The sequence below is a fragment of the Pseudomonas sp. CCI4.2 genome (assembly GCF_034350045.1).
Classification (GTDB): Bacteria; Pseudomonadota; Gammaproteobacteria; order Pseudomonadales; family Pseudomonadaceae; genus Aquipseudomonas.
Genome location: NZ_CP133781.1, coordinates 5,464,881 through 5,490,816, shown reverse-complemented (window position 1 = coordinate 5,490,816; position 25,936 = coordinate 5,464,881). Strand labels below are relative to the sequence as shown.

The following is a 25,936-nucleotide window of genomic DNA, read 5'->3' as shown; positions in this document are numbered from 1 at the left end:
CGGGAGGGTGCGGCCGGCCGCGCTTACTGCGTGGTCTTCATGCCGTCCTGCCGCAGTTCATCAGCACCCTGACGGGCATCCTGGACAGCTTTTTGAGCTTTGGCCGCTTGAGCGGTACGTTCAGCTACACGGGCGTCCCATTCGGACTGCTCGGCAAGCATTTTCGCTTCGTCGTATTTCTTGTCGTGCATCGCCAGTTCCGCTGCTTTGAGCTTGTCCTGAGCCGACTTCATCTGCACGGCCGCGTACTCGGTGCCACCTGCGCTGACGGCGCTGTTCACGGCAGATTGAGTGACTGCGTACTGCGCCGTCGGTGGGTTACCCGCACATCCGGCCAATACAACGCTGCTGCCGAGTGCCAAAACAGCCAGTTTCAACCCGCGAACGCGGCTAAACGAGGGGGTGGCAGTATTGATCTTCATGGTGTTCAACTCCATTGGAGGTCTCTTGGAACCAGATTTTCCATGACAGTCATGCCTGAAGCCGGACATAGGGTTCACGCCAACTGCTATCAGGTTTGCTGCGATGGTTAATGGCTGTGACCCATGGATTTTTTGAATAGTTCAGTCAGGTTTTTCCACCGCCTGAAAAAACCTAAACGGGAGGTAGAAGGCTCTAGAACGTGACTCAAAAGTCATGCAGGCGCATGCCGGCCGCATAAATCGGCCAGGCAGACGCTGAGAGGAGGGTTAACGAGCGCGGGTGGAAACGATAGGTTTACGCGTCAGATTTTTCGTCAAGCTGATGCAGATGTTGCCGCGAAAGGGCAAGAAAGCGCGGGGTAGGACCGACGTCTTCGTACAGCGGATCACCTTCTTCATCCGTGGCCACCACATGGTTGCCTTTGACGTACGGAAAGCTGGCCTCAAGTTCTTCCAGCGCCGCGCCAATCAGTTCCCCAAGCAGTTCCTCGGGAAGACGTTTGGGGTACATCTCGGCAATGGCCGCCAAGCGCGCGGCGGCTTCGACGTCCAGATGAATCGTATAGCCGGTTTTGCTCAAGCGGCCCTTGGCATTCTGTTCCCAGTGTTTGGCAAGTTCACGAATTTTCATATGGAACCTCATGGTAAGCCCGCTTGTGGCGGGAACATCGGGGTGCAAGTCGCGGTACGGCTCACTCCACAGATTAGCTCATCCCCTTCAATCCAGGTGCTAGACAGAGGTGTGCTTGTCAGAACCCACCGCGCTGTGCACTCTTATGGATCAGATTTTTGCGCGCTTGTTCAGTCTTGTCCTTTAATCACTGAGCAGCACCCGTCAAGAAACGCTGGAGACTAGGGCCATGGCCGATATCGACGCACGTTTACGCGAAGACGTTCACCTGCTGGGTGAGCTGTTGGGCAATACCATCCGTGAGCAACGCGGGCCTGAGTTTCTCGAAAAAATCGAGCGCATTCGCAAAGGCGCCAAAGCAGGACGGCGCGGCTCGGCAGCGGGCACTGAGCAGTTGAGTACCAGCGTTGATGAGCTGAGCGAGGATGAGTTACTGCCGATGACGCGAGCGTTCAATCAGTTTTTGAACCTGGCCAACATTGCAGAGCAATATCAACTTATCCACCGTCGCGAAGACCCGTTGCCACAGCCATTTGAATCCCGTGTGCTGCCTGAGCTGCTGGAACGGCTAAAAAACACCGGCCATTCGCCTGAGGCGTTGGCGCGGCAGTTGGGCAAGCTGGAAATCGAGTTGGTATTGACGGCGCACCCCACCGAAGTGGCGCGCCGAACCCTGATTCAAAAATACGACGCGATCGCCGCGCAATTGGCGGCCCTCGACCATCGTGACCTCAGCGCCGCTGAGCGCGAAAACATTACCGTGCGCCTGCAACGGCTGATTGCCGAAGCCTGGCACACCGAAGAAATCCGCCGCACCCGCCCGACGCCCATCGACGAGGCAAAATGGGGCTTCGCCGTGATCGAGCACTCCCTGTGGCAGGCGATACCCAATTACCTGCGCAAGGCCGATCACGCCCTGCATGTGGCCACCGGGTTGCACCTGCCGCTGGAAGCCGCACCCATACGCTTTGCGTCGTGGATGGGTGGCGACCGTGATGGCAACCCCAACGTTACCGCTGCGGTCACTCGAGAGGTCTTGCTGCTGGCGCGCTGGATGGCGGCTGATCTTTACCTGCGTGACGTTGATCAATTGGCGTCCGAACTGTCGATGCAAGAGGCCAGCGGTGCCTTGCGTGCCGCCGCTGGTGATAGCGCCGAACCGTATCGCGCCGTACTCAAGCGGTTGCGCGATCGCCTGCGTGCCACGCGCAAATGGGCTCAATCTTCATTGGCCGTCACGCAACCAGCGCCCGACAGTGTGTTACACAACAACCGGGATCTGTTTGAGCCGTTGAACCTGTGTTTCCAGTCCTTGCACGACTGTGGCATGGGTGTCATTGCCGATGGACCGTTGCTCGATTGCCTGCGGCGTGCGGTGACCTTCGGGTTGTTTTTGGTGCGTCTGGACGTGCGTCAAGATTCCAGTCGCCACACGGCGGCGATGACTGAAATTACCGACTATTTGGGCTTGGGCCGCTACGAAGACTGGAACGAAGACGCGCGGATTACCTTCCTGCTGCGCGAGCTAAAAAACCGTCGTCCGTTATTGCCCAGCCACTTCAAACCTGCTGCCGATACCGCCGAGGTGCTCGCGACCTGCCGTGAAGTGTCGGCGGCGCCGGCTGCGTCGCTGGGTTCATACGTGATCTCCATGGCCGGGGCCGCTTCGGATGTGTTGGCGGTGCAACTGCTGCTTAAGGAAACCGGTCTGCAACGGCCGATGCGCGTGGTGCCGTTGTTTGAAACCTTGTCGGACCTGGACAACGCCGGTCCTGCCATCGAACAGTTACTCAGCCTGCCGGGCTATCGCTTGAGTCTGCATGGCCCGCAAGAAGTGATGATCGGCTATTCCGACTCGGCCAAGGACGCCGGGACTACCGCTGCGGCGTGGGCCCAATACCGGGCTCAGGAGCAATTGGTCGACATCTGTCGCGAGCAGCAAGTTGAACTGTTGCTGTTTCACGGTCGCGGCGGCACGGTCGGCCGTGGTGGTGGCCCCGCCCACGCGGCAATTCTGTCGCAGCCGCCGGGGTCAGTGGCAGGGCGCTTTCGCACGACGGAACAGGGCGAGATGATTCGTTTCAAGTTCGGTTTGCCGGACATCGCCGAGCAGAACCTCAATTTGTACCTGGCAGCAGTGCTCGAAGCCACGCTGCAACCGCCACCCCGTCCTGAACCGGCGTGGCGCGAAATGATGGATCACTTGGCCGCTGATGGTGTTAGTGCCTACCGGGCGGTGGTGCGCGAGAATCCTGAATTCGTCGAATACTTCCGTCAGGCCACCCCCGAGCAAGAACTGGGGCGCCTACCGTTGGGCAGCCGGCCAGCCAAGCGTCGTGAAGGTGGGGTTGAAAGCTTGCGTGCGATCCCGTGGATTTTTGCCTGGACCCAAACCCGTTTGATGCTGCCCGCCTGGCTCGGTTGGGAAACCGCGTTGAGCAAAGCGCTGGAGCGCGGCGAAGGTGAACTGTTGGCGCACATGCGTGAACAGTGGCCATTTTTCCGCACGCGTATCGACATGCTGGAGATGGTGTTGGCCAAGGCCGACAGTGACATCGCTCAACTGTATGACGAACGACTGGTCGAGCCACACCTGCAACATTTAGGCAGTCACTTGCGCGACCTATTGTCGCAGGCCTGCCAAGTGGTACTGGGGCTGACAGGGCAATCGCAGCTACTTGCACATAGTCCAGAGACCCTTGAGTTCATTAGTTTGCGCAATACTTACCTCGACCCCTTGCACCTGTTGCAGGCTGAACTATTGTCACGTTCACGCACACGCGAGGCAGCGCTGGACAGCCCTTTGGAACAAGCATTGCTGGTGTCGGTGGCAGGCATAGCCGCCGGGTTGCGTAACACGGGCTGAAGACTTTTAGCGTGCAGCGCTGCCAAAGGAAGCTGCGCTCATCAAAAAAGGGTTACTTATCGACCCTTTAAGACGCATTTTTATAAGGTTGCGCCAAGTCATACTTTGGTAGCAGCAAATTTGGGTGCCGAAGCGTCGTCGGTTGCTGCGACTTTCGGCTGCTTGTGTGGGGATAGCCTGCTGTGTATCTTGATCAGCCTTTGGCCGATTGGCTGAACATTTTTTGAGATTGGCCCAAAGAGGCGAGTCTGTTGATATCTCTATAAAAATTGAGGAGCACATTGATGCGCGTGATTCTGCTGGGAGCTCCCGGGGCCGGTAAAGGTACTCAGGCAAAATTCATCACCGAGAAATTCAGCATCCCGCAAATTTCCACGGGTGACATGCTGCGCGCAGCCGTTAAAGCCGGCACAGAACTTGGCCTGAAAGCCAAAAGCGTCATGGACAGCGGCGGTCTGGTCTCCGATGACCTGATCATCGGCTTGATCAAAGACCGTTTGTCCCAGCCAGATTGCGCCAATGGCGTGCTGTTCGACGGCTTCCCACGTACGATCCCCCAAGCTGAAGCGTTGCTGACCGCCGGATTGGAAATCGACAACGTGGTTGAAATCGCGGTCGATGACGAAGAAATCGTCAAACGCATCTCCGGTCGTAGGGTGCATGAAGGTTCTGGTCGCGTTTATCACCTTATCTACAATCCGCCAAAGGTGGCGGGTCTGGATGATGTTACCGGCGAGCCGCTGGTTCAGCGCAAAGATGACGTCGAAGCCACCGTGCGTCACCGCCTTGAGGTTTACCACGCTCAAACCAAGCCGCTGGTTTCGTTCTACCAGAACCTGGCGACTCAGAATGGCAAGCCGAAGTTCAGCCACATCGAAGGCATCGGTTCTGTCGACGACATCACCGCCAAGGTGCTGGCTGCTTTTAGCTGATACCCGATTGCAGTCATGAACTACGGCCCGCTTGCGGGCCGTAGTTGTTTATAATGCGGCACTTTTTTACGCACCTTTCAAATGGAAACACCGATGACCACCTTGCTGGCCCTGGATACCGCCACTGAAGCTTGCTCTGTCGCTTTGCTCCACGACGGCAAAGTGCTGAGCCACTACGAGGTCATCCCGCGTCTGCATGCACAGCGCTTGTTGCCGATGATCAAGGACCTGCTGGCCGAAGCCGGGGTTGCCTTGTCTGCGGTTGACGCCATCGCTTTTGGTCGCGGACCGGGGGCATTTACCGGAGTGCGTATCGCTATCGGCGTCGTGCAGGGCCTGGCATTTGCCCTGGAACGCCCGGTATTGCCGGTGTCGAACTTGGCCGTGTTGGCGCAACGTGCGTTCCGTGAGCGCGGTGTCCGTCAGGTTGCCTCGGCGATCGATGCGCGGATGGACGAGGTCTACTGGGGCTGTTATCGCGAAACAGCCGGTGAAATGCGCTTAGCCGGGATCGAAGCGGTCTTGCCCCCGGAACTGGCTGCATTGCCGGATGATGCTCAGGGTGAATGGTTCGGCGCAGGCACGGGCTGGGGTTATGCCGAGCGGATCGCAATCAAGGTGGCTGGGCATGACGCGCAATTGCTGCCCCATGCACAAGATTTGCTGACTCTGGCGACCTTCGCTTGGGCACGTGGCGAAGCCGTTGTCGCTGACCAGGCGCAACCGGTTTACCTGCGCGATAAAGTCGCGACCCCCAAGGCTAAGTAGCTGTAGATACCGTCTTGTTGGCGAAGGACCTTCGGACCTTATCCCTTCAGGGAAGCGGTGTATTCCCGGCTTTTAAGGAAATGCGACACTTCATCAGTGTTTTTAAACCTTCTGCAAAAATTGTGGTCTAGTTATCGTTCGGACATTTGTGAAGCCATGTCCGTGCTGCTAGATTGCCACTATACGACGCCGAGTACGCATTGATGCGCATAGACGGACCCTCATCACGCTCATACCCCATAAAGCGCAAGCCTCGCAAAGGCGCTGCGGTGGTTGATGACGCGTTTGAGGAAGTCGACAGCGAGAACGAAATTTCCCCGCAACTCCCCGCGCCGACCTCTCGACCGCAAAGTACACAAGCAGGTCCGACGGCTAACGTTCCCGCACGCCAACAAGATATGATTTTCCCTCGCTCCGTCAGCAACCGTGTTGCCCATGCACTGGCCAGTTACCTCACCACCGCCAGTTACGTCGATTGGGACATGGAAGTGCTGGGCCTCGACCTTCACGTTTGAATTCTTCTCTTCCCCCTTATTACCTCGGTTGCCCGTCCTGGAGTGAAAACGCCTGGCGCGATTCTCTGTACCCGGAGAACGCCCGTCCTAACGAATTCCTCGGCTTGTACGCGCAGGTGTTCAATGCGGTCGAAGGCAATACCACGTTTTATGCCCGGCCTTCGCCCGTGATTGTTGAACGCTGGGCTCGAACGCTGCCGGAACACTTTCGAATCACCGCCAAATTCCATCGCGACATCAGCCACGGTGGCGACCTGCGTCAACAACTGCACGCAGCTGACGACTTCATTGCGCTCCTCGCGCCTCTGGGCCAGCGCGTGTCGCCGTTGTGGCTGCAATTACCGGCGAGCTTCGGCCCGCTGCGATTGGCTGAGCTGGTAAGTTTTATCGACGCCCTTGAGCGTCCGCTGGCGGTAGAGGTTCGGCACCCGGCGTTTTTCGCCAAGGGCGATGAAGAACGGATGCTCAATCGATTGTTGCTGGACCGGGGTGTAGAGCGCATCTGCCTTGATCCGCGAGCGCTGTTCAGTTGTGTGTCAACGGACCCAGCGGTGCTGCATGCGCAGTCGAAAAAACCCAAAGTCCCGCCGCGCCCCGCAGCACTGACGCAATGTCCCCAAGTGCGTTTTATCGGTCATCCACTGTTGGAAGCCAATGATCCGTTCTTGGCGCCTTGGGTCGAGAAAGTCGCCGGCTGGATAGAGGAGGGGCGTACGCCTTATGTCTTTCTGCACACCCCCGACAACCTTCAGGCGCCTGACTTGGCGCGACGCTTCCATCAGCAATTGATGACACGGTTGCCGGGGTTGTCGCCATTGGTGGTGTTGGAGAGCGAGGCGCCTGACGCGCAACAGCAATTGGGTTTGCTGTAAGGATCGGCTGCGCTTAGGCGGCCATGCGCAGGTTTTGCAGGATGATCGGCCGTGCCCAGCCGTTGTCGTAGTTCAAATGGCGCTGTTGCTCATCGACGGTTTCAGCGGCAAGCGGCAGTGCAGGCTTATCAGCCAAGTCCCATTCGAACTCGGCGATAGGAAGATGCAGTGGCCGCGTTTGCGGACCAGGGCCTGGATTTGCGTCGGCTTGGTGGGGATCGAGCACCAGCGGCCGAACCCAGCCGCTGTCGAAATCCAGGTGCCGTTGCTGCTCGATCATGTCCGCCACGCTGAATGGCTCCGCAGGCGTAGGCAGCAGGTGCAGTTCAAATTCAGCAATCGGCAAATGCAGCGGCACGGATGGGCGACGCTGTACATCATTTACCGGTAGCTCACGCTGATCGACGATTTGCCCTAGCGCATTCGTACCGCCCAGTGGCTCGCCGGTTACTGGGTCAGCCGCCGCGACGGTAGGCGTCACTGAGTCGCTGGTTTTATCCGCCGTTTGGTCTGCCATTGCACGAGCGAACGCATCCGACCAGAGCTGGGTAACGCCGCTCAGGGTTCTGGTATTGCGAAGACTGTAGTCGCCTGCGTACGACAAATAGCCTATCGGTGCGGATTCAATGTCAGACATAGCGCTCTTTGTTCGTCTGGCTCTGGCAAAATGCTGGATATTCTCGTTATCGGCCACTTTCGCCGATCATTTAAAAATAGTTGAGCGCGTGGGCAAATGAGTGAGCAACAAACGGGCAGCCGCATTCGCGTCGAGACCCTGATCAGCAACGGACAGGCCCAAGCAGAGCACTGGGCGCAGCGCCTCGGCCTGCCATTGGAAGACACCCACGCCGAATTCGCCCTGCAAGTGACCGACGACGGTTTGCAATTGCAGCAGTTGGGCGCAGACACTTCGGGGCCGGTGCGGGTGGATTTCGTCGAAGGTTCGGCGGCGCATCGACGGTTATTCGGCGGCGGCAGCGGGCAGATGATCGCCAAGGCTGTCGGTATCCAACCGGGCGTGCGACCTCGGGTGCTGGATGCGACAGCGGGATTGGGCAAAGACGCGTTCGTGCTCGCCAGCCTGGGTTGTGACATAAGCCTGATCGAACGTCAGCCGATCATTGCCGCGCTGCTCGCAGACGGCCTGGCCCGCGGGCTGAGAGATCGCGAAATCGGGCCGATCATTGCGCAGATGCGTTTGCTGACCGGCAATTCAATCGAGCTGATTCGGGCTTGGGAAGGTGAGCCGCCGCAGGTGATCTATCTGGACCCGATGTTTCCGCACCGGGAAAAAACCGCGTTGGTCAAAAAAGAAATGCGCCTGTTCCGGCCCTTGGTGGGCGACGACATGGACGCTCCAGCGTTACTCGAAGCAGCGTTGGCGCTGGCCACCCACCGAGTGGTGGTCAAACGCCCCCGCAAAGCCCCCAGTATCGATGGCCCAAAGCCTGGTTATGCGCTGGATGGAAAATCCAGCCGCTACGACATCTACCCCAAAAAAGCACTCAAAGGCTGAACCCCTTTCGAACCTTCATCGCGAAGGCGGCGCCGAAATTTTCCACCCATACGACCTGTAGATACCGTCTTGTTGGCGAGAAGCTTGATGCGGTGTGTCAGGTTTTACACCTCGCCAACAAGTTGGCTCCTACAGCGTTGGAGTGGTTTCAGGCGCGATAGGCACGCATGAACACGCTCACCACTTCCCGTACGTGCTCGTCATCCGCCCCTTCGTTGGGTGCATCGTTGCAACCGATCAGCAGGCGGAAGTTGCAGGTGCCTTTGAGCAGACACAAAAAATGCTCGGCGGCGAGGCGCGGTTTGTCGATGTTCAGGCTGCCGCTGTTGTCGATCTGAATCAGCAGCCGCTCCATCTCCTGCAGGATCCGCTCAGGGCCCGCCTCGAAAAAGATCTGTGACAACTTCGGATCTTGAGCCCCCAGAGCCACCATCAACCGATGCAGCTCAATCGAGTCCCGGCTGTTGATCAGCGCATGAAAGCCCCGCCCGATAGTGGTCAACACCGTTTCTACCGGGGTGCCCTCAGGCATCTCGAAAAACAGCTCAGGCAGTTGCTCTTCGCAACGGGCCACCACCGCCGCCGAGAACAAGGTCTCCTTGTCGGTGAAATGGTTGTAAACCGTCAATTTTGACACCCCGGCTTCGGCGGCCACGGCGTCCATGCTGGTGCCAGCATATCCATTGCTGACGAACAGGTTTTTCGCGGCATCGAGGATGGCCTGGCGTTTTGCCAGGTCCTTGGGGCGACCAGGGCCAGAAGCGATCAATAAATTATCAGGCATCTTCGTTTTAATAGTGGACTGGTGAGTTTGGTATTTCTTAATATACGCGGCAGTACAACAATTAAAGCATCCTACGCCAAAGGTCCATCACCATGTTTCGCGATGCCTTGTCCTTTACCCCGGCCATCAGTCTGGTTTTGCTACTGACGGGTTGCGGTCATGAAGAGTCCGCTCCGACCACCGTGCGTCCGGCCATTGTCGTCCAGCCGCAAATAGCATCGCTGTCGATGGACAGCTACCCCGGCGAAGTACGTGCGCGATTCGAGCCTGACCTGGCATTTCGGGTTCCAGGCAAAGTCATCAAGCGCTTGGTGGAAGAAGGGGAACGTGTCAAAGCCAATCAGCCCTTGGCCGAGCTTGACCCCCAGGACATGCGCCTGCAATTGGAAGCGAGCCGTGCCCAAGTGGCCGCTGCTGAAGCAAACTTGCAATGGGTCCGCACTGAGCGTGATCGTTACAAGACCTTGATGGACCGGCAGATGGTCAGCCATTCGCAATTCGACAACGCCCAAAACCTGTTCCTTTCAGGTGAGGCGCGGCTCAAACAGATCAAAGCCGAATTTACCGTGGCCGATAACCAAGCTGGTTATGCCGTGCTGCGTGCCCCGCAGGATGGGGTGATTTCAAGACGGTTGGTGGAAGTCGGGCAAGTCGTTGCCGCCGGGCAAACGGTGTTTACCCTGGCCGCCGATGGCGAGCGGGAAGTGCTGATCAGCGTGCCGGAGCAAAGCTTCAGCCGCTTCAAAATCGGGCAGACCGTGGCGGTTGAACTGTGGACCCAACGCGATCAACGCTTGACCGGTCGCATCCGGGAACTGTCGCCTGCGGCTGATCCGCGCTCACGCACCTTCGCCGCCCGAATCGCTTTCGCCGGTGGCAAAGTCCCGGCAGAGCTGGGGCAGAGCGCCCGGGTGTTTTTTCAGACTGGAGAAACCGCCGCGCTGTCGGTGCCATTGTCGGCGCTGACGGCTGAAAACGGCGCCACCTATGTCTGGCGTATCGATGCCGACAACAGAATCAAGCGCACTCCGGTTCGCGTCGCCACCTACGGTCAAGACACGGTGCCGGTTCTGGAAGGCCTTAGTGCCACGGATTGGATCGTCGCGGCTGGCGTGCATGTGCTTCACGAGGGCGAAAAGGTACGCCCGGTGGATCGCAGCAATCGGGAAGTGAAGCTGGCGGCCAAGGAGTAAGCACGGATGCGTTTTAACCTGTCTGAATGGGCCCTGCGCAACCGCCAGATCGTCCTGTTTTTGATGCTGCTATTGGCCGTGGTCGGCGCATTGTCCTACACCAAGCTCGGGCAAAGTGAAGACCCGCCGTTCACCTTCAAGGCCATGGTCATTCGCACCCTTTGGCCGGGTGCCAGCGCTGAGGAAGTCGGTCGGCAAGTCACCGATCGCATCGAGAAGAAGCTGATGGAAACCGGCGAGTACGAGCGCATCCTCTCGTTCTCGCGACCAGGAGAGTCGCAAGTCACGTTCTTTGCCCGCGACGCCATGTCTGCCGCTCAAGTGCCTGAGCTGTGGTATCAGGTGCGCAAGAAGATCGGCGATATTCGGCAAACCTTGCCGCCCAGCGTTCAAGGCCCGTTTTTCAACGATGAATTCGGCACTACATTCGGCAATATCTACGCGTTGACCGGCGACGGTTTTGATTACGCGATACTCAAACACTACGCAGACCGCGTGCAAATCCAACTGCAACGGGTCAAGGACGTTGGCAAGATTGAACTATTGGGATTGCAGGACGAGAAGATCTGGATTGAGCTGTCGAACCTGAAACTCGCGACCTTGGGTTTGTCGTTGGAAGCCGTTCAGCAGGCGCTTGAGGCTCAGAATGCGGTGTCGGCGGCCAGTTTTTTCGAGACGCCCAGTGATCGTATTCAATTGCGCGTGACCGGCCGTTTTCAGTCCGTCGACGAGATAAAAAACTTTCCGATTCGCGTGGCGAACCGCACCTTTCGTATCAGCGATGTGGCTGAGGTTCATCGCGGCTTCAATGACCCACCCGCGCCGCGCATGCGTTTTATGGGCGAAGACGCCATTGGCCTGGCCGTGGCGATGAAAGACGGCGGGGACATCCTTTCCCTCGGGCATGCGCTCGAAGCTGAGTTTGCCCACATCCAGCAAAACCTCCCAGCCGGTATGCAGCTGCGCAAGGTGTCGGACCAACCGGCAGCAGTGAAAACCGGGGTCGGCGAGTTCGTCCATGTGCTGGCTGAGGCGCTGGGCATCGTGCTGTTGGTGAGTTTCTTCTCCCTAGGGGTGCGTACCGGGTTAGTGGTTGCCCTGACCATCCCGCTGGTGTTGGCGATGACCTTCGCCTGCATGTATTACTTGGGCGTAGGTCTGAACAAAATTTCCCTGGGCGCGCTGGTACTGGCGCTGGGCTTGCTGGTGGATGACGCGATCATTGCGGTGGAGATGATGGCAATCAAAATGGAGCAGGGCTACGACCGGCTCAGAGCCGCTAGTTTCGCCTGGACCAGCACTGCGTTCCCGATGCTCACCGGCACATTAATCACTGCCGCTGGCTTCTTGCCAATTGCCACCGCGCAATCATCCACCGGGGAATACACCCGCTCGATTTTCCAAGTGGTGACCATCGCACTGTTGGCGTCATGGATCGCTGCCGTGGTGTTCGTGCCTTACTTGGGCGACCGGTTATTGCCGGACTTGGCGAAAATTCACGCAGACAAACATGGTTCACATGCACCAGACCCTTACGGCACCCCGTTCTATCAGCGCGTGCGAAGTTTGGTGGGCTGGTGCGTGAGACGCCGTAAAACCGTGTTGGTATTGACCCTTTGCTTGTTCGTGTTGTCGGTGGTGATGTTCCGTTTCGTGCCGCAGCAGTTTTTCCCCGCATCCGTGCGGCTTGAGCTGATGGTCGATTTGAAACTGGCTGAGGGCGCCTCCCTCAGCAATACCGCCGGGCAAGTCACGCGGCTGGAACAAATGCTAAAAGATCACCCCGGCGTCGACAGTTACGTGGCCTATATCGGCACCGGCTCGCCGCGCTTTTACCTGCCGCTGGACCAACAACTGCCGGCGGCCAGTTTTGCGCAGTTCGTGGTGTTGGCAAAGACCATCGAAGACCGCGAGGCGGTTCGCACGTGGTTGATCAGCACGCTCAACGAGCAGTTTGCGACCCTGCGACCCCGAGTGACGCGCCTGGAAAATGGCCCGCCCGTGGGCTATCCCGTGCAATTTCGGGTCTCGGGTGAACACATCGAAGAGGTCCGTGCGTTAGCGCGCAAGGTGGCTGACAAAGTTCGGGAAAACCCGAGCGTGGCTAACGTCCACCTGGATTGGGAAGAGCCGAGTAAAGTCGTGCACCTCAACGTCGATCAGGACCGGGCGAGGGCACTGGGGGTGACCACGGCGGACCTGTCGCGTTTTCTGCAAAGTTCATTGACCGGCTCCAGCGTTAGCCAGTACCGGGAAGACGATGAGCTGATCGAAATTCTGGTGCGCGGCACTGCCGATGCCCGCAAAGACCTGACTTCGCTGTCCAGCCTCGCCATCCCCACCGCCAACGGCACCAGCGTTGCGCTGTCGCAAGTGGCGACGCTGGAGTATGGCTTTGAAGAAGGCATCATTTGGCATCGCAACCGACTGCCCACCGTGACCGTCCGTGCGGACATCTACGGCAAGGAGCAACCGGCCACGCTGATTCAACAAATCCTGCCAACGCTAGACACCGTGCGGGCTGAATTACCCGACGGTTATCTGCTGGAGGTCGGCGGTACTGTGGAGGAGTCCGGACGTGGCCAGCGCTCGGTCAACGCCGGTGTGCCGTTGTTCATCGTCGTGGTCCTGACCTTGCTGATGCTGCAACTGCGCAGCTTCTCGCGGGTGGCCATGGTGTTCCTGACCGCACCGCTGGGTTTGATCGGCGTCACCTCGTTCCTGATCGTGTTCCATCAACCCTTCGGCTTTGTGGCGATGTTAGGCACGATCGCCTTGTCCGGGATGATCATGCGTAACTCGGTGATTCTGGTGGACCAGATCGAACAGGACATCACCGCTGGGCTTGAACCTTGGCAAGCGATCATCGAAGCCACCGTCCGCCGTTTCCGCCCCATCGTCCTCACCGCCCTGGCGGCGGTGTTGGCCATGATTCCGCTGTCACGCAGCGTGTTTTTCGGTCCCATGGCCGTGGCAATCATGGGCGGCCTGATCGTCGCCACTGCACTCACGCTGCTGTTCCTGCCCGCGCTGTATGCCGCATGGTTTCGGGTGAAAAAAACGCCAGAGCCCGCATAATATTTTGTAGGCCATAACCCGCTGTCGCGCAGTAAGGTATCGCATTGCACTTCGCCTTGGGCTACGAGCACCCCTTTCGGGACGGTAATGGCCGTGTGGCGAGAGCATTGTTTTATTGGTTCATGTTCAAGAGCGAGTTTTCGGCGTTCCGCTACATTGCTATCAGCGTGCTGCTGCGCAATGCCCCGGTCAAATATGGCCGGTCGTACCTCTACACCGAAACCGATGGAATGGACCTGACCTACTTTATTGATCACCAGTGTTCGGTGATTGTCCGGGCGGTGAATGACTTTCTGACGGCCTACAAGAAAATGGCGGCCGACGCGGTTAGCTTCGACCATTGGCTCGCGGGTTCGGGGCTGTATGAGCAGTTCAGTGAAAAACAGAAAGCCGTTTTTCAGGTAGCGCTAACGGGCTCGGCGAAAGCGTTTACGGCAGTCAATGTGAAGGAGAATTTCGGTTGCTCCTACAACACTGCTTCAGCGGTACTCAACGGTCTGGTGGCGCTGAATGTGTTTAACAAAGCCAAAGCAGGCCGGGAGTGGGTATTCAGCCTGCGTGACGAATCCGAGATCAAGCGGGCGTGGCTGTAGGTTAACGATATAAACCCCAGACGCGCACGCCGAGAGGTTGAGTTACAGCGCCCCAAACACCTTCTTCGCCAAACTGGTCGCCGCTGCGGCCGGGTTTTTGCGGATGCTGGCTTCTTGCTCGCCAATCATTTTGAACAGGCCATTGAGCGCTTGTTCGGTCACGTAGCCTTCGATGTTCGCGTCTTTGGTGTCGACGACGCCCAGTGCAGCCGCTTGGCCGGCGAAGGAATTGTATTTTTGTGCCACGCCGACTTTGTCGGTGGCCTGTTTGACGATAGGCAGGAATTTGGCTCGGATCTGATCGCGGCTGGTCTTGCTCAGGTACTGGGTGGCTGAGTCATTACCACCGCTAAGGATGCCCTTGGCGTCGGACACACTCATCTTCTTCACGGCATCTACCAACAACGCCTGTGCTTGCGGCACGGCGGCTTCAGCGGCCTGGTTCATGCTAGCTTCCAGTTGATCAACCTGTGCGCCCATGCCGAACTGTTTCATCTTCTTCGCCACTTTGCCGAGACTGCCCGGCAACTCGATGCGCACTTCTTTGTTGTTGCTGAAGCCGCCGGGAACGCCCAGTTCCTTGACGGCGATCTGCGCGCCTTGGGTCAGTGCGTCCTTGAGGCCGCCAGTGGCATCCGACTGGGACAGGTCGGTCAGCGCCAAGGCAAACACGTTGGTGGACAACAGCACACCCGCACACAGGCCGGCAAACACAACGGAAGGGCGGAGCATGGACATATCCTTTTGAAAATCGAATTAAGAAAATGGCGCTGACCGCTAGGCCAACGCCTAGGTGTTATTGAACCGAGTCCAGACGAATCCGCAACGGTTGTGGATCTTGCCCATTCAACTGCACGCCATGTTGCCCGGTGCTGATAAACAGTAGCTTGCCGTCGAGGTCAATGTGCGCGCTTACCGAGTAACGATGGCCGGGTTGAACGTGCTTTGGATCATAGGTCAGTGAGAAAGGCAGGGGCACCTGGCCGTTCACCGGAGCCGTTTGCCTGGCCAGAATCACTACCGGCGCATCGGCGCGGGAAATGTCTTGCAGGCTCACGGTCATGGTCGCAGCCGGTGGCAAGGCGACGCGTTGCAGGTAGAACACCTCGCCATTGAGGCTGGCTTGATTCGTGGGTTGCTGCTGGGCGCAGGCGCCGAGCACGGTGGTCATAAGGATCAGTAAAAGCTTTTTCATCGTAATCTCCATACGGGTGGCGGCAGAAGAATCCTGACGCCATCGGCAGGAATTTAACGGATTTATCCGGCAGGGTCAGCCTCGGAAACATCTTCGCTGCGGTGCAACGCCACCTGGCGTATGGATAAACGGATCTCGGCAGGCAGTACACGCTTGGCCGCACCCTCCGCCAAATCCCCGAGTAACGGGTGATAACTGAGCTTGCCAGCGGTGTCTTTGCGCAGCACCCCCAGGTTGAGCAAGTTCTGAATAAAGTCCCGGAACAGACTTTTGTCAAAAAACTCGGGTGCGTTGAGTCCATGCAAAATGGACAGCCGTTGCGCCATGACCGTACACAGGTCTTCCAGTTCTTCGGCGCTGAGGCTGTTTTGTCCGCTGTTGAGCAGCAGCGAGATCGCCATGTAGAAACGTTGCAGGGTCTGGGCGATGGCACGAGACAGCAACGTCAGTTGCACGAACTGACGCGAACTCGGTGCCGGGCGCAGGTACACCTCATTTTCAAAGCGCAATAGACCTTGCTCGACCAACGCCTCAAGCCATTGATCAACGACTGCATCCAGTTCGTTCAGCGGCCAACGAATGAATAACTCCGATTGCAGATACGGATACAGCGCGCGGGTGTAGCGCAGGACTTGTTCGCGGCTCATGCGCGAGGCGGTTTGGAAAAAGCTCGCCAGCAGCGAAGGCAGGGCGAAGATGTGCAGAACGTTGTTGCGGTAATAGGTCATCAAGACCGCGTTTTGCTCATCCAAGTAGAGGATTTTGCCTAGGGCGTCGGCTTGTTCCGAGAGCAGATTCATACCCTTCACGTAGCTGATCAGCGCTTTGCCATCGCCTTGCGGCAAAGTGGTGTGCGGCGAATAAGGCACGCGGCGCAGCAGCGTCAGGTACAGGTCCAGCACCCGGGCCATGGCCTGATCATCCAGCGCCAGCTTATTGGTCGACAACAACGCCAGCGCCACCAGATTGACCGGATTAATTGCGGCGGCTTCGTTCAGGTGCTGTGCCACGCGCTGGCCGAGGCGGTGAGTGGTTTCGTTCAACCAGGCAGGTCGGTAGAGCGGGCCAAGCTCCTGTTCACGCCAATCCGGTTGTTCATGGTCAAGGAACTCCGCCAGCTTGATCGGCTCGCCAAAGTTAACCGACACCTGGCCGAAGCGTTGTTTTTTCAGTGCCCCGATCACTTTGAAAATGTCGAAAATCGATTCTTTCTTTTTGCTAGCACCGCGTAACTCGCCCAAATAGGTACGGCCTTCGAGGACGCGCTCGTAGCCGATGTACACCGGTACAAAAACAATCGGCATCCGCGAGTTGCGCAGAAAGCTGCGCAGTGTGATGGCCAGCATGCCGGTTTTCGGCTGCAACATACGTCCGGTTCGCGAGCGACCACCTTCAACGAAATACTCGACCGGGAACCCCTTGGTGAACAGCGTGTGCAGGTATTCGTTGAACACTGCGCTGTACAGCGGATTGCCCTTAAAGGTACGGCGCATAAAAAACGCCCCGCCCCGTCGCAACAAACCGCCGATGCCTGGCATGTTCAAGTTGATACCCGCCGCGACGTGGGGCGGCGTCAGACCATTGCGAAACAGCAGGTAGGAAAGAAGAAGGTAATCGATATGGCTGCGATGGCATGGGACATAAATGACTTCATGGCCCGGCGCGACGGCTTGCACGCCTTCGATGTGGCTGACTTTGATCCCGTCGTAGATTTTGTTCCAAAACCAACTCAGCACCACTTCCATGAAGCGAATGACGGAGTAGTTGTAGTCCGAAGCGATCTCATTGCCGTAGCGCAATGCTTGAGCCTGAGCTTTAGCCTCCGTGATGTTTGACCGTTCGGCCTCTTCGAGAATCGCCTGTTTTACCAAAGGCTCGCCCACCAGGCCACGTACCAGCGTCCGGCGGTGGGACAGGTCGGGGCCGATTACGGCGGTTTTCAGATTGCGGAAGTGCACCCGGAAAATACGCTGGGCCATGCGCAATGTACGTTCATGGCCCTTGTTTTCATCGATCAGCTCACGCAGATGAACCGGTGCGGAGAACTGAACACGGGTTTTACGACCCAAAATCAGGATGCTGACCAAGCGACGCAGACGCCCAGTCACCGCCCAGCTGTCGGCGAATAACAACTTCCATGGACTGGATTCGCTGTCCGGCGACTGACCCCAAAACACACTGACCGGGATGATCTGCGCATCCTCGCTGGCGTTCTGAGTAATTGCGCTGAGCAACCGCTCCAAGGTCGGCGGTGCGCCACGTTTGTCTTGACGGCCGAGCCAGTCGGGTTCGGGTGTCAGGTAGAAAAATGCCGCAGGTTCCAGCAAGTTGCCCACCGCGACGGGCAGGATCGGCCGAGGCAGGCCGGCTTTGCGGCACTCGGTGTCGACTACTGCAAGGTCACTCAGCGATGGCGATTGCAGCACATAAAACACCGGTCGGCTGCGGTCCAGGTTAAGGGTGAACGACGACTGATTAATGGTTTCCGAGCGAACCCAGAGGTACAACAGTCGGCGCAAGGTGCCAAACACAAGACGGCGGAACGGGGAACGGGTCATACGGCATCTGCTGCATAGAAAAAAACGAGGCGGACAGTGTGCCGTATATGGTCGAGATGGGCAAAAAACAGGAGTTTGATGACGTCGCGAACATCACGAGATCAAGCGGTGTGCCAAACGATCTCTTCTTCGCCATCGGTGCTGATGCGGATCCAGCGGTCGGCGGTTTCGTCGCTTTCTTCTTCGACCCAGGTGCCTGGCGCGCAGCGGACTTCGACGTTCAGTGCGGCAAAGGCGGCGCGGGCGCAGGCGATGTCGTCTTCCCAAGGGGTATTGTCGCTGTCCAGGTGCAGGCTGTTCCATTTGCCCACGGCTTTAGGTAGCCAAGTCACCGCGATATCGCCCGCGACGCATTTGTAGGTTTGGCCTTTCTTTTCCCACTCGCTGCACGGGCCGATTGCAGCACTTAGCCAAGCGGCGACGGCTTTGTAATCGACGTCGTAGTCTTTGAGGTAAATTTCGATATCAGGTTGGCGCATGGATGCCTCGTCAGAAATTGGAAAATCCATTCGCGGATTCAGGGTGTCGTATCAATTTGGTGCGTGTACGGGAGCTAACGGCTCAAGCACGAAATAATCGTAGCGCATGGAGACCGTCACTTCGAACGGCGCCACTTGCTCAATGACATTGGCCCGACGTTCTGCACTGGCTCGCCAGCCGTGCGGGGTCATTGCCAGCAGGTTGGCGCGGGATTGGCCGTCCACCAGCGTCAGCTTGAATTCCAGGGTTTCGCTGTGTTGCAACTGCATGCCTTGCGGGATCAAGGCCAAATGCTTGTCATCGGCGTAATCGCGCACTTGGTCGTACAGCCGCTCGCGCAGCTCCATCAAATGTCCGCTGGTTGGGCCAACCCGCAACAACCCGCCGCCCGGTGTCAGCAGGCGCTTGGCTTCATTCCAGTCCAATGGGCTGAACACGCTGATCAGTAGTTGGCAGCTCTCGTCAGGCAATGGCACCCGCGCCATGCTGGCGATCAACCATGTCAGTGATGGATCGCGGCGACAGGCGCGTTTGACCGCTTCGCGGGAAATATCCAGCGCGTAACCGTCGGCCTCGGGCAATGCCGTGGCGATTTGCGCGGTGTAATAACCCTCGCCGCAACCGATGTCCAACCAGCGCGCCGGCAACTGTTGCGCCGCCAGCTCGGCCAATCGTCTGGCCACCGGTGCGTAATGCCCGGCGTTGAGAAAATCGCGGCGGGCTTCGACCATGGCTTGGTTATCGCCAGGGTCACGGCTGTTTTTATGCTGCACCGGCAGCAGGTTCAGATAACCCTGACGCGCGCGGTCGAAGCGGTGGCTAGCGGGGCAAACGACACCGTTATCGACGTCACTAAGCGCGGCGGAGCAAATCGGGCAGGTGAGCATCATGCGAGTAATTTGACCAGCGTCTGGAAGTAGATCTCGGTCAGCACATCAAGGTCGGCGGCCAACACGCGCTCATTGACCTGATGAATCGTGGCGTTGACCGGACCCAGTTCGACTACTTGTGTGCCCATGGTCGCGATAAAGCGTCCATCCGAGGTGCCACCGCTGGTTGAGGCGTTGGTATCGCGACCGGTGACGGCCTTGATGCTGGCCGAGACCGCATCCAACAGATCCCCCGGTTCGGTGAGAAACGGAAGGCCGGACAGCGCCCATTCCACGTGATAGTCCAGGCCATGCTTGTCGAGCAGGACCGCAACCCGTTGCTGCAAACCTTCAACCGTGGATTCGGTGGAGAAGCGGAAGTTGAACACTGCAACCAGATCGCTAGGAATGACGTTGGTCGCGCCGGTGCCGGCGTTCAGGTTGGAGATTTGAAAACTGGTCGGCGGAAAGAACGCATTGCCGTTGTCCCAGTGCTCTGCTGCCAGTTCGGCCAATGCCGGAGCCGCCAGATGAATCGGGTTTTTCGCCAAATGCGGGTACGCAACGTGGCCCTGCACCCCACGGACGGTCAGCGTGGCGCCCAACGAACCGCGACGGCCGTTTTTCACCACATCGCCGACCAACGTGGTACTCGACGGTTCGCCAACGATGCACCAGTCCATGCGCTCTTTGCGCGCCACCAGCCGCTCGACCACTGCCTTGGTGCCGTGGTGGGCTAGGCCTTCCTCGTCACTGGTGATCAGGAACGCGACCTTGCCTTTATGGTTCGGGTGCTCGCCGACAAAGCGTTCCGCCGCCACCACCATGGAGGCCAGGCTGCCTTTCATGTCGGCTGCGCCACGGCCGCAGAGCATGCCGTTTTCGTCGATCAAGGCATTGAATGGATCGTTTTGCCAGGCTTTTACCGGGCCGGTTGGGACGACGTCGGTGTGTCCGGCGAAACACAATACCGGGCCGTCCTGACTGCCGTGAACGGCCCAAAAGTTATCCACATCCTCAATGCGCATTGGTTCCAGCGCGAAGCCGGCATTGCCCAAGCGCTGCATCATCACGGCCTGGCAGTCCGCATCGATCGGGGTCACCGAAGGACGACGGATCAAGTCGCAGGCGAGTTGAAGGGTGGGCGAAAGTTCGGCTGGGGCCGTCATGTACAAAACTCCGATTGAAGCGCAATAACCCTGTAGGAGCGAACTCGTTGGCGAGGCGTCGTGCCGGGCTGACCGCGTCAAGCCTCTCGCCAACGAGTTGGCACCTACAAGGTTTGTTTAGGTGCTGAAAAGGCGCATAGCTTAAAGCAAAACGGCGACCCGAAGGCCGCCGTTTAATGCCGTCTGTATTAATCTCAGGCCGGGGTCGGCTCTACCACATGCGTCGGTTTAGGCAGGGAGGAGAGGAAGGCCATGATCAACGCGGCCAGATACGGCAGCGATTGCACCAAGAGCATGGTCACCCAAAAACGCATATCAGCGCTTGGCAGACCCTGCACCAGGCAGATGCCCAACGCAGCGCCCCACAACAGCAGCATGATGAACAGTTCTTCCCGAGCTTCGGAAATGGCGACCCACATGCCGTGGCTGTCGACGTTCTTCGGTGTACGGAAGAACGGAATGCTGGTAGTGAAAAATCCGTACAAGACCGCTTTGGCGATGGTGTGGGACAACGCCAGCCCGGCCAACGCAGCGGCAAACGCATCCTTGAGGTTGACCCCCACAGCGCGGCGGTACAGGAAGATGATCTTGCCGACCTTGAACACGAAGAGTGCCAATGGCGGAATCGCGAAGATCAGCAGCGGCGGATCGACCCGTTGCGGCACGATGATCATCGCGCCCGACCAGAGCAGGGCGCCGAAGGTGAAGAAGATGTTCATGCCATCAGCCACCCACGGTAACCAGCCCGCGAGGAAGTGATAACGCTGACCGCGAGTCAGTTGCGTGTCTTTGCCGCGCAGCAGGCTCGACGTGTGGCGCTTGATGATTTGAATCGCGCCATAGGCCCAACGGAAACGTTGTTTCTTGAAGTCAATGAACGTGTCCGGCATCAGGCCCTTGCCGTAGCTGTTATGGGCATAGGCCGCAGAAAGACCCTTTTCGAACACCCGCAGACCCAGTTCGGCGTCTTCACAGATGCACCAATCGGCCCAGCCAAGCTCCTCGAGCACCGAGCGACGGGTCATGGTCATAGTGCCGTGCTGGATGATCGCGTCGCGGTCGTTACGGGTGATCATGCCGATATGGAAGAAGCCTTTGTATTCCGAGTAGCAAAGCTTCTTGAAGGTACTTTCGTTCTGGTCGCGGTAGTCCTGCGGCGACTGCACCACGGCGATTTTCGGATCGGCGAAGTGCGGCACCATGTGCTTGAGCCAGTTGCGATCAACGCAGTAGTCGGAGTCGATCACGGCAATGACTTCAGCGTCCGGCGCGGTGTGCGGAATCAAGTAGTTCAGCGCGCCGCCTTTGAAGCCTGCCAGCGGGGCGACGTGGAAGAACTTGAAGCGTGGGCCGAGCAGTTCGCAATGCGCCTTGACCGGTTCCCAGACCGCAGGGTCTTTGGTGTTGTTGTCGATGAGCAGGACTTCGAAATCCGGATAATCGAGGGCCGCCAGCGCGTTGAGGGTCTGCTTGACCATCTCGGGTGGCTCGTTGTAGCAAGGCACATGCACCGAGACTTTTGGTCGGTACGCGTTGTCGATCTCCACGGGCAGGAATTCACGGCGGCGCTTGTGGGTCCAGACTGCTTCGGCCAGCTCATGCGCTTCGGCCATCAATACGATGAACACGCCCAGTGCGCCGAGGGCCAGCAAGAACCCAACCGTCAGGCTGAACCAGGTGCTGTATTGCTGGCTGTAGTCGTAACCGATCCACACCAGCACCGAACCGCAAAGGAAAGCGGTGAACGTCAGGAAGGTGCGGCCGCGTTGGCGCAACGCCGAGCCGTCGATCAGCAGCAACGCCAGCGACAGCAGGGCCAAGACCCCCGATCCGATGGCCAGGACTCGCCACTGCGGGATGGCGACGATGGGCCCGGTGAAATTGAATTTCTGCTGGCGGTCGGCGTTGTACACGCCCCAATACGCGCCCACCGAACCTTCGTCACTGGCTTTCCACGGCTGATCAAAGGCTTCGATCACGAAGTAGTTGTAGCCCTGACGGTTCAGCTTGTTGACCAGCGTACGCAGGTAAATGGCTTGATCCGACTGGGTCGCATCAGCACCGCCGCGCATACGGCCATTGCTCGGCCAGCCAACCTCCGAAAGCAACAGCGGTTTTTTCGGGAACATTTTTTTTAGTTCGCGAGCGCGGTCGAGGACGAACTGACCGGCCTTGTCCACCGGGATAAATTCCCAATACGGCAGAATGTGTGCAGCGATCAAGTCAACGTGCTTGGCCAGCTCAGGGTATTTCTCCCAGATGTGCCACTGTTCGGAGGTTGTCACCGGCACTTTTACCGCCGCACGAACCCGGTCCAGCAGGACACTGAGTTGTTTGACGGTGATTTCACGGCGGAACAGCGCTTCGTTGCCCACTACCACTCGAACGACACTGCGCGTGGTGTTCGCCAGTTCGATGGCCCGGGTAATTTCACGCTCGTTGCGCTCTTGGTCAGGGCTGATCCAGATGCCCAGGGTCACGCGCAGGCCAAACTCTTCGGCCAGCTTCGGAATATCTCCCAGGGAACCGTCCACCGAGTAGGTGCGGATACTGTCGGTTTGCTTACTGATCAACTCCAGGTCCTGACGCATTTCGTCGTCGGTCGGGTAGATGCCTTCCTGCGGATTTTGCCCCGGTCGGAAGGGAGAGTAAGAAAAGCCTGAAATCTGCTCGGGCCAGTCGGGGGCGTTGACCGGGCGGTTGATTAGCGCCCAGAAACCGGTGAACAGCGCGGCAATCGCCACGACAACCACCAAGTTGAGTCCAAATTTACGCGATGACATAAATACGTCTAATTCCAAAGATTGCTATGTAACTAGGTGTGTTGTCGCTATTAAAGCAGGGGAGGGGGGCGCGCGTCTTCGCGAATTTCGGCTGGAGGACGGATCGGTAGGACCCAACTTGTTGGCGAGAAGCAGCGCTGCGGTGCGTCAGGCACGATGCCTAGCTAACAAGTTGGCTTGTGCAGCGTGCGGCGCGGTTAGAGATTGCGGTTTATCCGGATAAAGATGCTCTCACCGGTAAGCCGCCCTATAATGCGCGCCGGTTTTTGGGGTTATGGTCATGAACACAGAAGATCCGCGGTTTGCTGGCGTCGCCCGTCTGTATGGCATTGAAGGCCTGAGCCGGTTGCGTGCTGCCCATGTGGCAATCGTTGGTGTCGGCGGGGTCGGTTCGTGGGCGGCAGAAGCGATTGCCCGCTGCGGCGTCGGCGAAATCTCTTTGTTCGATATGGACGACGTGTGCCTGAGCAACAGCAACCGCCAGTTGCACGCACTGGAAGGCACGATCGGCCGGGACAAGGTTGAGGTCATGGCCGAGCGCCTGCGTGCAATCAACCCGGATTGCGTCGTCCATGCCGTCAGTGATTTCGTCACCCGCGAGACCATGGCCGAGTACATCACGCCGAACATCGATTGCGTGCTCGATTGCATCGACAGCGTTAACGCGAAGGCCGCGCTCATCGCTTGGTGCAAACGCCGCAAGATTCAGATCATTACCACGGGCGGTGCGGGCGGGCAGATAGACCCGACGCTGATCCAGGTCTGCGACCTCAACCGCACCTTCAACGATCCGTTGGCATCCAAAGTGCGCTCGACCCTGCGCCGGGATTACGGTTTCTCGCGGACCATGACCCGCCACTACAGCGTGCCGTGCGTGTTCTCTACCGAGCAGCTGCGTTATCCGAAACCCGACGGCAGCATCTGCCTGCAAAAAAGCTTCGTCGGCGACGGCGTGAAGCTCGACTGCTCGGGTGGGTTCGGCGCGGTGATGATGGTTACGGCGACGTTCGGTATGGTCGCGGCGACCAAAGCAGTGGACAAGATTGTTGCCGGTGTAAGACGCCCGTCTGAACGGATAAAGCCGATTCAGGTCGTGCCGGAAGCCAACTGACGCATCCGCTGTAATACCGCGTTCAAGCCGTTGCTGCGTGACGGTGACAAGTGACGGCTAAGTCCCAATTGCTTGAACCAATCCGCTGGATCAACCTGCTGCATATCCTCTGCTGACAGGCCATTGACCCGCGCCAACAGCAGCGCCACCAAGCCTCGAATCAAGCGCGCGTCACTGGCGGCACGAAATTGCCACGCCCCCTGCTCGAAATTGCCCAGCAGCCAGACCTGGCTTTCACAGCCGTGTACCCGGTGCGCTTCGGTTTTTTCGTCGTCGCTCAACGCGGGCAAGCGTTCACCCCATTGCATCAATAGCCGCGCACGCTGCTCCCAGCTTTGTGGCTGATTGAAAGTATCCAAAGCCAGCTGGGCATCAGGCGGCAACTTCATCGCAGCAACTCCAGCGCTTGGTCCAGCCCATGGAAAAAACGCTGCACGTCGTCGGAGTCGTTGTACAGCGCCAGAGACGCGCGTAAGGCACCGGTCAGCCCCAGGTGCTTGATCAGCGGCATCGCGCAATGATGCCCGGCACGCACGGCAATGCCCTGTTCGGTCAACAGGTGAGCCAGATCGGCGTTGTGAACCCCGTCCACCACGAAGCTCACCAACGCCAATTGCGGATCTCCCAGCACTCGCACGCCCTCGCGGCTGCGCAAACCCTCGCGCAATAACCGGTGCAGCGCGGCCTCATGGGCCAGCACGGCGCCGTGGTCGAGGCTGTTCAAATAGTCGAGGGTCGCGCCCAGGCCGATGACCCCGGCTATCGGTGGCGTGCCCGCTTCAAAACCCAGCGGCGCAGGGCGAAACGTTGCGCTGTGGTAGTCAGTGGTCAGGACCATTTCGCCGCCGAACTGCCAATGACGTAACTGCGCCAGAGCTTCATTGCGGCCGTACAGCACGCCGACGCCGTCCGGGCCGTAGAGTTTGTGGCTGGAAAAGACATAAAAATCGCAGCTCAGGGCCTGCAGGTCTTGTCGGCCGTGCACTACACCTTGTGCGCCATCGACCACCGTCAGCGCGCCGTGCGCCTTGGCCATCTTCAGTAACTCGGGCAGCGGTTGCCAGGCGCCAAGTACGTTGGACAGCTGACTGACGGCCAATACCCGGGTACGTGGACCGATCAGCGTGGCAGCAACAGGAAGATCAATCAGCCCGTGGGCGTCGAGGGGCAAAACAATCAATTCGATACCGCGACGCTGTGCCAGTTGCTGCCAAGGCAGCAGGTTGGCGTGATGCTCCAGCGCCGAGATTACGATCTCATCGCCGGTTTCAAATTGATGCTCAAGCCCATACGCCAGCAGGTTCAATGCCGAGGTGGTGCCGTGGGTAAAAATGATCTGTGCGTCATCGCCCGCGTTAAGCCATTGGGCGACGTTGCGCCGGCTGTTTTCAAACAATTGAGTGGCGTTTGCCCCCGGCAGGTGCTGTGCGCGATGCACATTGGCCGCGCCGTTGGCGTAGTAATTGTTTAGCGCGTCGAGCAGCGCTTGGGGTTTTTGCGTTGTAGCGGCGTTGTCCAGATAGGTCTGGCCTTGCCGTTGCAGTGCGGCGATGGCTGGAAAATCAGCGCGCCAAGGGGAGGGCAGAAGCATGGTATTCAGC

22 protein-coding genes and 1 pseudogene are annotated in these 25,936 nt (G+C 58.4%); 10 read left to right on the top strand and 13 right to left on the bottom strand.

The annotated features are described in order from the left end of the window. Positions 1 to 23 precede the first annotated feature (23 nt). Together RHM65_RS24940 and RHM65_RS24935 are read right to left on the bottom strand one after the other, a co-directional pair. Complete coding sequence (locus RHM65_RS24940) at positions 24 to 437, bottom strand: DUF4398 domain-containing protein (protein ID WP_322168036.1); 414 nt, start codon at positions 435 to 437, stop codon at positions 24 to 26. Positions 438 to 717: 280 nt separating this feature from the next. Continuing rightward, positions 718 to 1,053, bottom strand: coding sequence for a pilin assembly protein (locus tag RHM65_RS24935; protein ID WP_322168037.1), 336 nt, complete (start codon positions 1,051 to 1,053; stop codon positions 718 to 720). Positions 1,054 to 1,282: 229 nt separating this feature from the next. Here RHM65_RS24935 and ppc point away from each other — a divergent pair, with 229 nt between their 5' ends. The 5 genes from ppc to RHM65_RS24910 all read left to right on the top strand — a co-directional run bounded on the left by ppc (position 1,283) and on the right by RHM65_RS24910 (position 7,006). Then, a complete protein-coding gene (gene ppc / locus RHM65_RS24930; RefSeq protein ID WP_322168038.1) occupies positions 1,283 to 3,919 on the top strand; it encodes a phosphoenolpyruvate carboxylase in 2,637 nt (878 codons plus the stop codon). 284 nt (positions 3,920 to 4,203) lie between these two features. After that, positions 4,204 to 4,851 carry an adenylate kinase gene (gene adk, locus RHM65_RS24925; protein ID WP_322168039.1) on the top strand — a complete coding sequence of 216 codons (648 nt, stop codon included), beginning with the start codon at positions 4,204 to 4,206 and terminating at the stop codon, positions 4,849 to 4,851. A 93-nt stretch (positions 4,852 to 4,944) separates the two neighbouring features. Further along, positions 4,945 to 5,619, top strand: coding sequence for a tRNA (adenosine(37)-N6)-threonylcarbamoyltransferase complex dimerization subunit type 1 TsaB (gene tsaB / locus RHM65_RS24920; protein ID WP_322168040.1), 675 nt, complete (start codon positions 4,945 to 4,947; stop codon positions 5,617 to 5,619). Positions 5,620 to 5,822: 203 nt separating this feature from the next. Then, a complete protein-coding gene (locus RHM65_RS24915) occupies positions 5,823 to 6,134 on the top strand; it encodes a hypothetical protein (protein ID WP_322168041.1) in 312 nt (103 codons plus the stop codon). Continuing rightward, complete coding sequence (locus RHM65_RS24910) at positions 6,131 to 7,006, top strand: DUF72 domain-containing protein (protein ID WP_322168042.1); 876 nt, start codon at positions 6,131 to 6,133, stop codon at positions 7,004 to 7,006. The genes RHM65_RS24915 and RHM65_RS24910 overlap by 4 nt, the downstream gene beginning before the upstream one ends. A 13-nt stretch (positions 7,007 to 7,019) precedes the next feature. On the opposite strand, the gene RHM65_RS24905 is transcribed toward RHM65_RS24910, so the two are convergent. Next, entirely contained in the window at positions 7,020 to 7,643 is a 624-nt protein-coding gene (locus RHM65_RS24905) for an energy transducer TonB (protein ID WP_322168043.1), read from the bottom strand. 96 nt (positions 7,644 to 7,739) lie between these two features. Between RHM65_RS24905 and RHM65_RS24900 the strand changes: the two genes are divergently transcribed. Beyond that, the gene (locus RHM65_RS24900; protein WP_322168044.1) at positions 7,740 to 8,522 is read left to right on the top strand and encodes a class I SAM-dependent methyltransferase; all 783 of its coding nucleotides are present in this window, start codon (positions 7,740 to 7,742) and stop codon (positions 8,520 to 8,522) included. 148 nt (positions 8,523 to 8,670) lie between these two features. Here the strand turns inward: RHM65_RS24900 and RHM65_RS24895 are convergent, their stop codons facing one another. Further along, the gene (locus tag RHM65_RS24895; protein WP_322168045.1) at positions 8,671 to 9,306 is read right to left on the bottom strand and encodes a TetR/AcrR family transcriptional regulator; all 636 of its coding nucleotides are present in this window, start codon (positions 9,304 to 9,306) and stop codon (positions 8,671 to 8,673) included. Between the two features lie 92 nt (positions 9,307 to 9,398). Between RHM65_RS24895 and RHM65_RS24890 the strand changes: the two genes are divergently transcribed. From RHM65_RS24890 to RHM65_RS24880, 3 genes and pseudogenes are all read left to right on the top strand, one after another. Further along, a complete protein-coding gene (locus RHM65_RS24890; protein ID WP_322168046.1) occupies positions 9,399 to 10,499 on the top strand; it encodes an efflux RND transporter periplasmic adaptor subunit in 1,101 nt (366 codons plus the stop codon). Positions 10,500 to 10,505: 6 nt separating this feature from the next. Further along, on the top strand, positions 10,506 to 13,577 hold the full coding sequence (locus RHM65_RS24885; RefSeq protein WP_322168047.1) for an efflux RND transporter permease subunit: 3,072 nt from the start codon (positions 10,506 to 10,508) through the stop codon (positions 13,575 to 13,577). Between the two features lie 35 nt (positions 13,578 to 13,612). Then, a pseudogene (locus RHM65_RS24880) lies at positions 13,613 to 14,170 on the top strand (Fic family protein); the annotation flags it as partial. Positions 14,171 to 14,212: 42 nt separating this feature from the next. Here the strand turns inward: RHM65_RS24880 and RHM65_RS24875 are convergent. From RHM65_RS24875 to RHM65_RS24845, 7 genes are all read right to left on the bottom strand, one after another. Further along, positions 14,213 to 14,902, bottom strand: a complete 690-nt coding sequence (locus RHM65_RS24875; protein ID WP_322168048.1) for a DUF4197 domain-containing protein — start codon at positions 14,900 to 14,902, stop codon at positions 14,213 to 14,215. Positions 14,903 to 14,966: 64 nt separating this feature from the next. Further along, positions 14,967 to 15,365 (bottom strand): YbaY family lipoprotein, encoded by a 399-nt coding sequence (locus RHM65_RS24870; protein ID WP_322168049.1) that lies wholly within the window; start codon positions 15,363 to 15,365, stop codon positions 14,967 to 14,969. Between the two features lie 62 nt (positions 15,366 to 15,427). Next, positions 15,428 to 17,923, bottom strand: a complete 2,496-nt coding sequence (gene plsB, locus RHM65_RS24865) for a glycerol-3-phosphate 1-O-acyltransferase PlsB (RefSeq protein ID WP_322168050.1) — start codon at positions 17,921 to 17,923, stop codon at positions 15,428 to 15,430. A gap of 101 nt (positions 17,924 to 18,024) precedes the next feature. Then, positions 18,025 to 18,402, bottom strand: a complete 378-nt coding sequence (locus tag RHM65_RS24860; protein ID WP_322168051.1) for a hypothetical protein — start codon at positions 18,400 to 18,402, stop codon at positions 18,025 to 18,027. A 51-nt stretch (positions 18,403 to 18,453) separates the two neighbouring features. After that, positions 18,454 to 19,290: a putative RNA methyltransferase gene (locus tag RHM65_RS24855; RefSeq protein WP_322170788.1), complete on the bottom strand. Its 837-nt coding sequence runs from the start codon at positions 19,288 to 19,290 to the stop codon at positions 18,454 to 18,456. After that, positions 19,290 to 20,441 carry a succinyl-diaminopimelate desuccinylase gene (gene dapE, locus RHM65_RS24850; RefSeq protein WP_322168052.1) on the bottom strand — a complete coding sequence of 384 codons (1,152 nt, stop codon included), beginning with the start codon at positions 20,439 to 20,441 and terminating at the stop codon, positions 19,290 to 19,292. The genes RHM65_RS24855 and dapE overlap by 1 nt, the downstream gene beginning before the upstream one ends. A gap of 194 nt (positions 20,442 to 20,635) precedes the next feature. Next, complete coding sequence (locus RHM65_RS24845) at positions 20,636 to 23,224, bottom strand: glycosyltransferase (RefSeq protein ID WP_322168053.1); 2,589 nt, start codon at positions 23,222 to 23,224, stop codon at positions 20,636 to 20,638. 274 nt (positions 23,225 to 23,498) lie between these two features. Between RHM65_RS24845 and tcdA the strand changes: the two genes are divergently transcribed. Continuing rightward, a complete protein-coding gene (tcdA, locus tag RHM65_RS24840; protein WP_322168054.1) occupies positions 23,499 to 24,335 on the top strand; it encodes a tRNA cyclic N6-threonylcarbamoyladenosine(37) synthase TcdA in 837 nt (278 codons plus the stop codon). On the opposite strand, the gene RHM65_RS24835 is transcribed toward tcdA, so the two are convergent. Next, positions 24,311 to 24,724: a SufE family protein gene (locus tag RHM65_RS24835; RefSeq protein ID WP_322168055.1), complete on the bottom strand. Its 414-nt coding sequence runs from the start codon at positions 24,722 to 24,724 to the stop codon at positions 24,311 to 24,313. The genes tcdA and RHM65_RS24835 overlap by 25 nt on opposite strands. Continuing rightward, a complete protein-coding gene (locus tag RHM65_RS24830) occupies positions 24,721 to 25,926 on the bottom strand; it encodes a cysteine desulfurase (RefSeq protein ID WP_322168056.1) in 1,206 nt (401 codons plus the stop codon). Before RHM65_RS24830 ends, RHM65_RS24835 begins: the two co-directional genes overlap by 4 nt. Positions 25,927 to 25,936 lie beyond the last annotated feature (10 nt).

Coding starts and splice junctions, on each gene's coding strand:
- RHM65_RS24940 (WP_322168036.1), bottom strand. CDS start 437: ATGGAGTTGAACACCATGAAGATCAATACTGCCACCCCCTCGTTTAGC.
- RHM65_RS24935 (WP_322168037.1), bottom strand. CDS start 1,053: ATGAAAATTCGTGAACTTGCCAAACACTGGGAACAGAATGCCAAGGGC.
- ppc (WP_322168038.1), top strand. CDS start 1,283: ATGGCCGATATCGACGCACGTTTACGCGAAGACGTTCACCTGCTGGGT.
- adk (WP_322168039.1), top strand. CDS start 4,204: ATGCGCGTGATTCTGCTGGGAGCTCCCGGGGCCGGTAAAGGTACTCAG.
- tsaB (WP_322168040.1), top strand. CDS start 4,945: ATGACCACCTTGCTGGCCCTGGATACCGCCACTGAAGCTTGCTCTGTC.
- RHM65_RS24915 (WP_322168041.1), top strand. CDS start 5,823: ATGCGCATAGACGGACCCTCATCACGCTCATACCCCATAAAGCGCAAG.
- RHM65_RS24905 (WP_322168043.1), bottom strand. CDS start 7,643: ATGTCTGACATTGAATCCGCACCGATAGGCTATTTGTCGTACGCAGGC.
- RHM65_RS24900 (WP_322168044.1), top strand. CDS start 7,740: ATGAGTGAGCAACAAACGGGCAGCCGCATTCGCGTCGAGACCCTGATC.
- RHM65_RS24895 (WP_322168045.1), bottom strand. CDS start 9,306: ATGCCTGATAATTTATTGATCGCTTCTGGCCCTGGTCGCCCCAAGGAC.
- RHM65_RS24890 (WP_322168046.1), top strand. CDS start 9,399: ATGTTTCGCGATGCCTTGTCCTTTACCCCGGCCATCAGTCTGGTTTTG.
- RHM65_RS24885 (WP_322168047.1), top strand. CDS start 10,506: ATGCGTTTTAACCTGTCTGAATGGGCCCTGCGCAACCGCCAGATCGTC.
- RHM65_RS24875 (WP_322168048.1), bottom strand. CDS start 14,902: ATGCTCCGCCCTTCCGTTGTGTTTGCCGGCCTGTGTGCGGGTGTGCTG.
- RHM65_RS24870 (WP_322168049.1), bottom strand. CDS start 15,365: ATGAAAAAGCTTTTACTGATCCTTATGACCACCGTGCTCGGCGCCTGC.
- plsB (WP_322168050.1), bottom strand. CDS start 17,923: ATGACCCGTTCCCCGTTCCGCCGTCTTGTGTTTGGCACCTTGCGCCGA.
- RHM65_RS24860 (WP_322168051.1), bottom strand. CDS start 18,402: ATGCGCCAACCTGATATCGAAATTTACCTCAAAGACTACGACGTCGAT.
- RHM65_RS24855 (WP_322170788.1), bottom strand. CDS start 19,290: ATGCTCACCTGCCCGATTTGCTCCGCCGCGCTTAGTGACGTCGATAAC.
- dapE (WP_322168052.1), bottom strand. CDS start 20,441: ATGACGGCCCCAGCCGAACTTTCGCCCACCCTTCAACTCGCCTGCGAC.
- RHM65_RS24845 (WP_322168053.1), bottom strand. CDS start 23,224: ATGTCATCGCGTAAATTTGGACTCAACTTGGTGGTTGTCGTGGCGATT.
- tcdA (WP_322168054.1), top strand. CDS start 23,499: ATGGTCATGAACACAGAAGATCCGCGGTTTGCTGGCGTCGCCCGTCTG.
- RHM65_RS24835 (WP_322168055.1), bottom strand. CDS start 24,724: ATGAAGTTGCCGCCTGATGCCCAGCTGGCTTTGGATACTTTCAATCAG.
- RHM65_RS24830 (WP_322168056.1), bottom strand. CDS start 25,926: ATGCTTCTGCCCTCCCCTTGGCGCGCTGATTTTCCAGCCATCGCCGCA.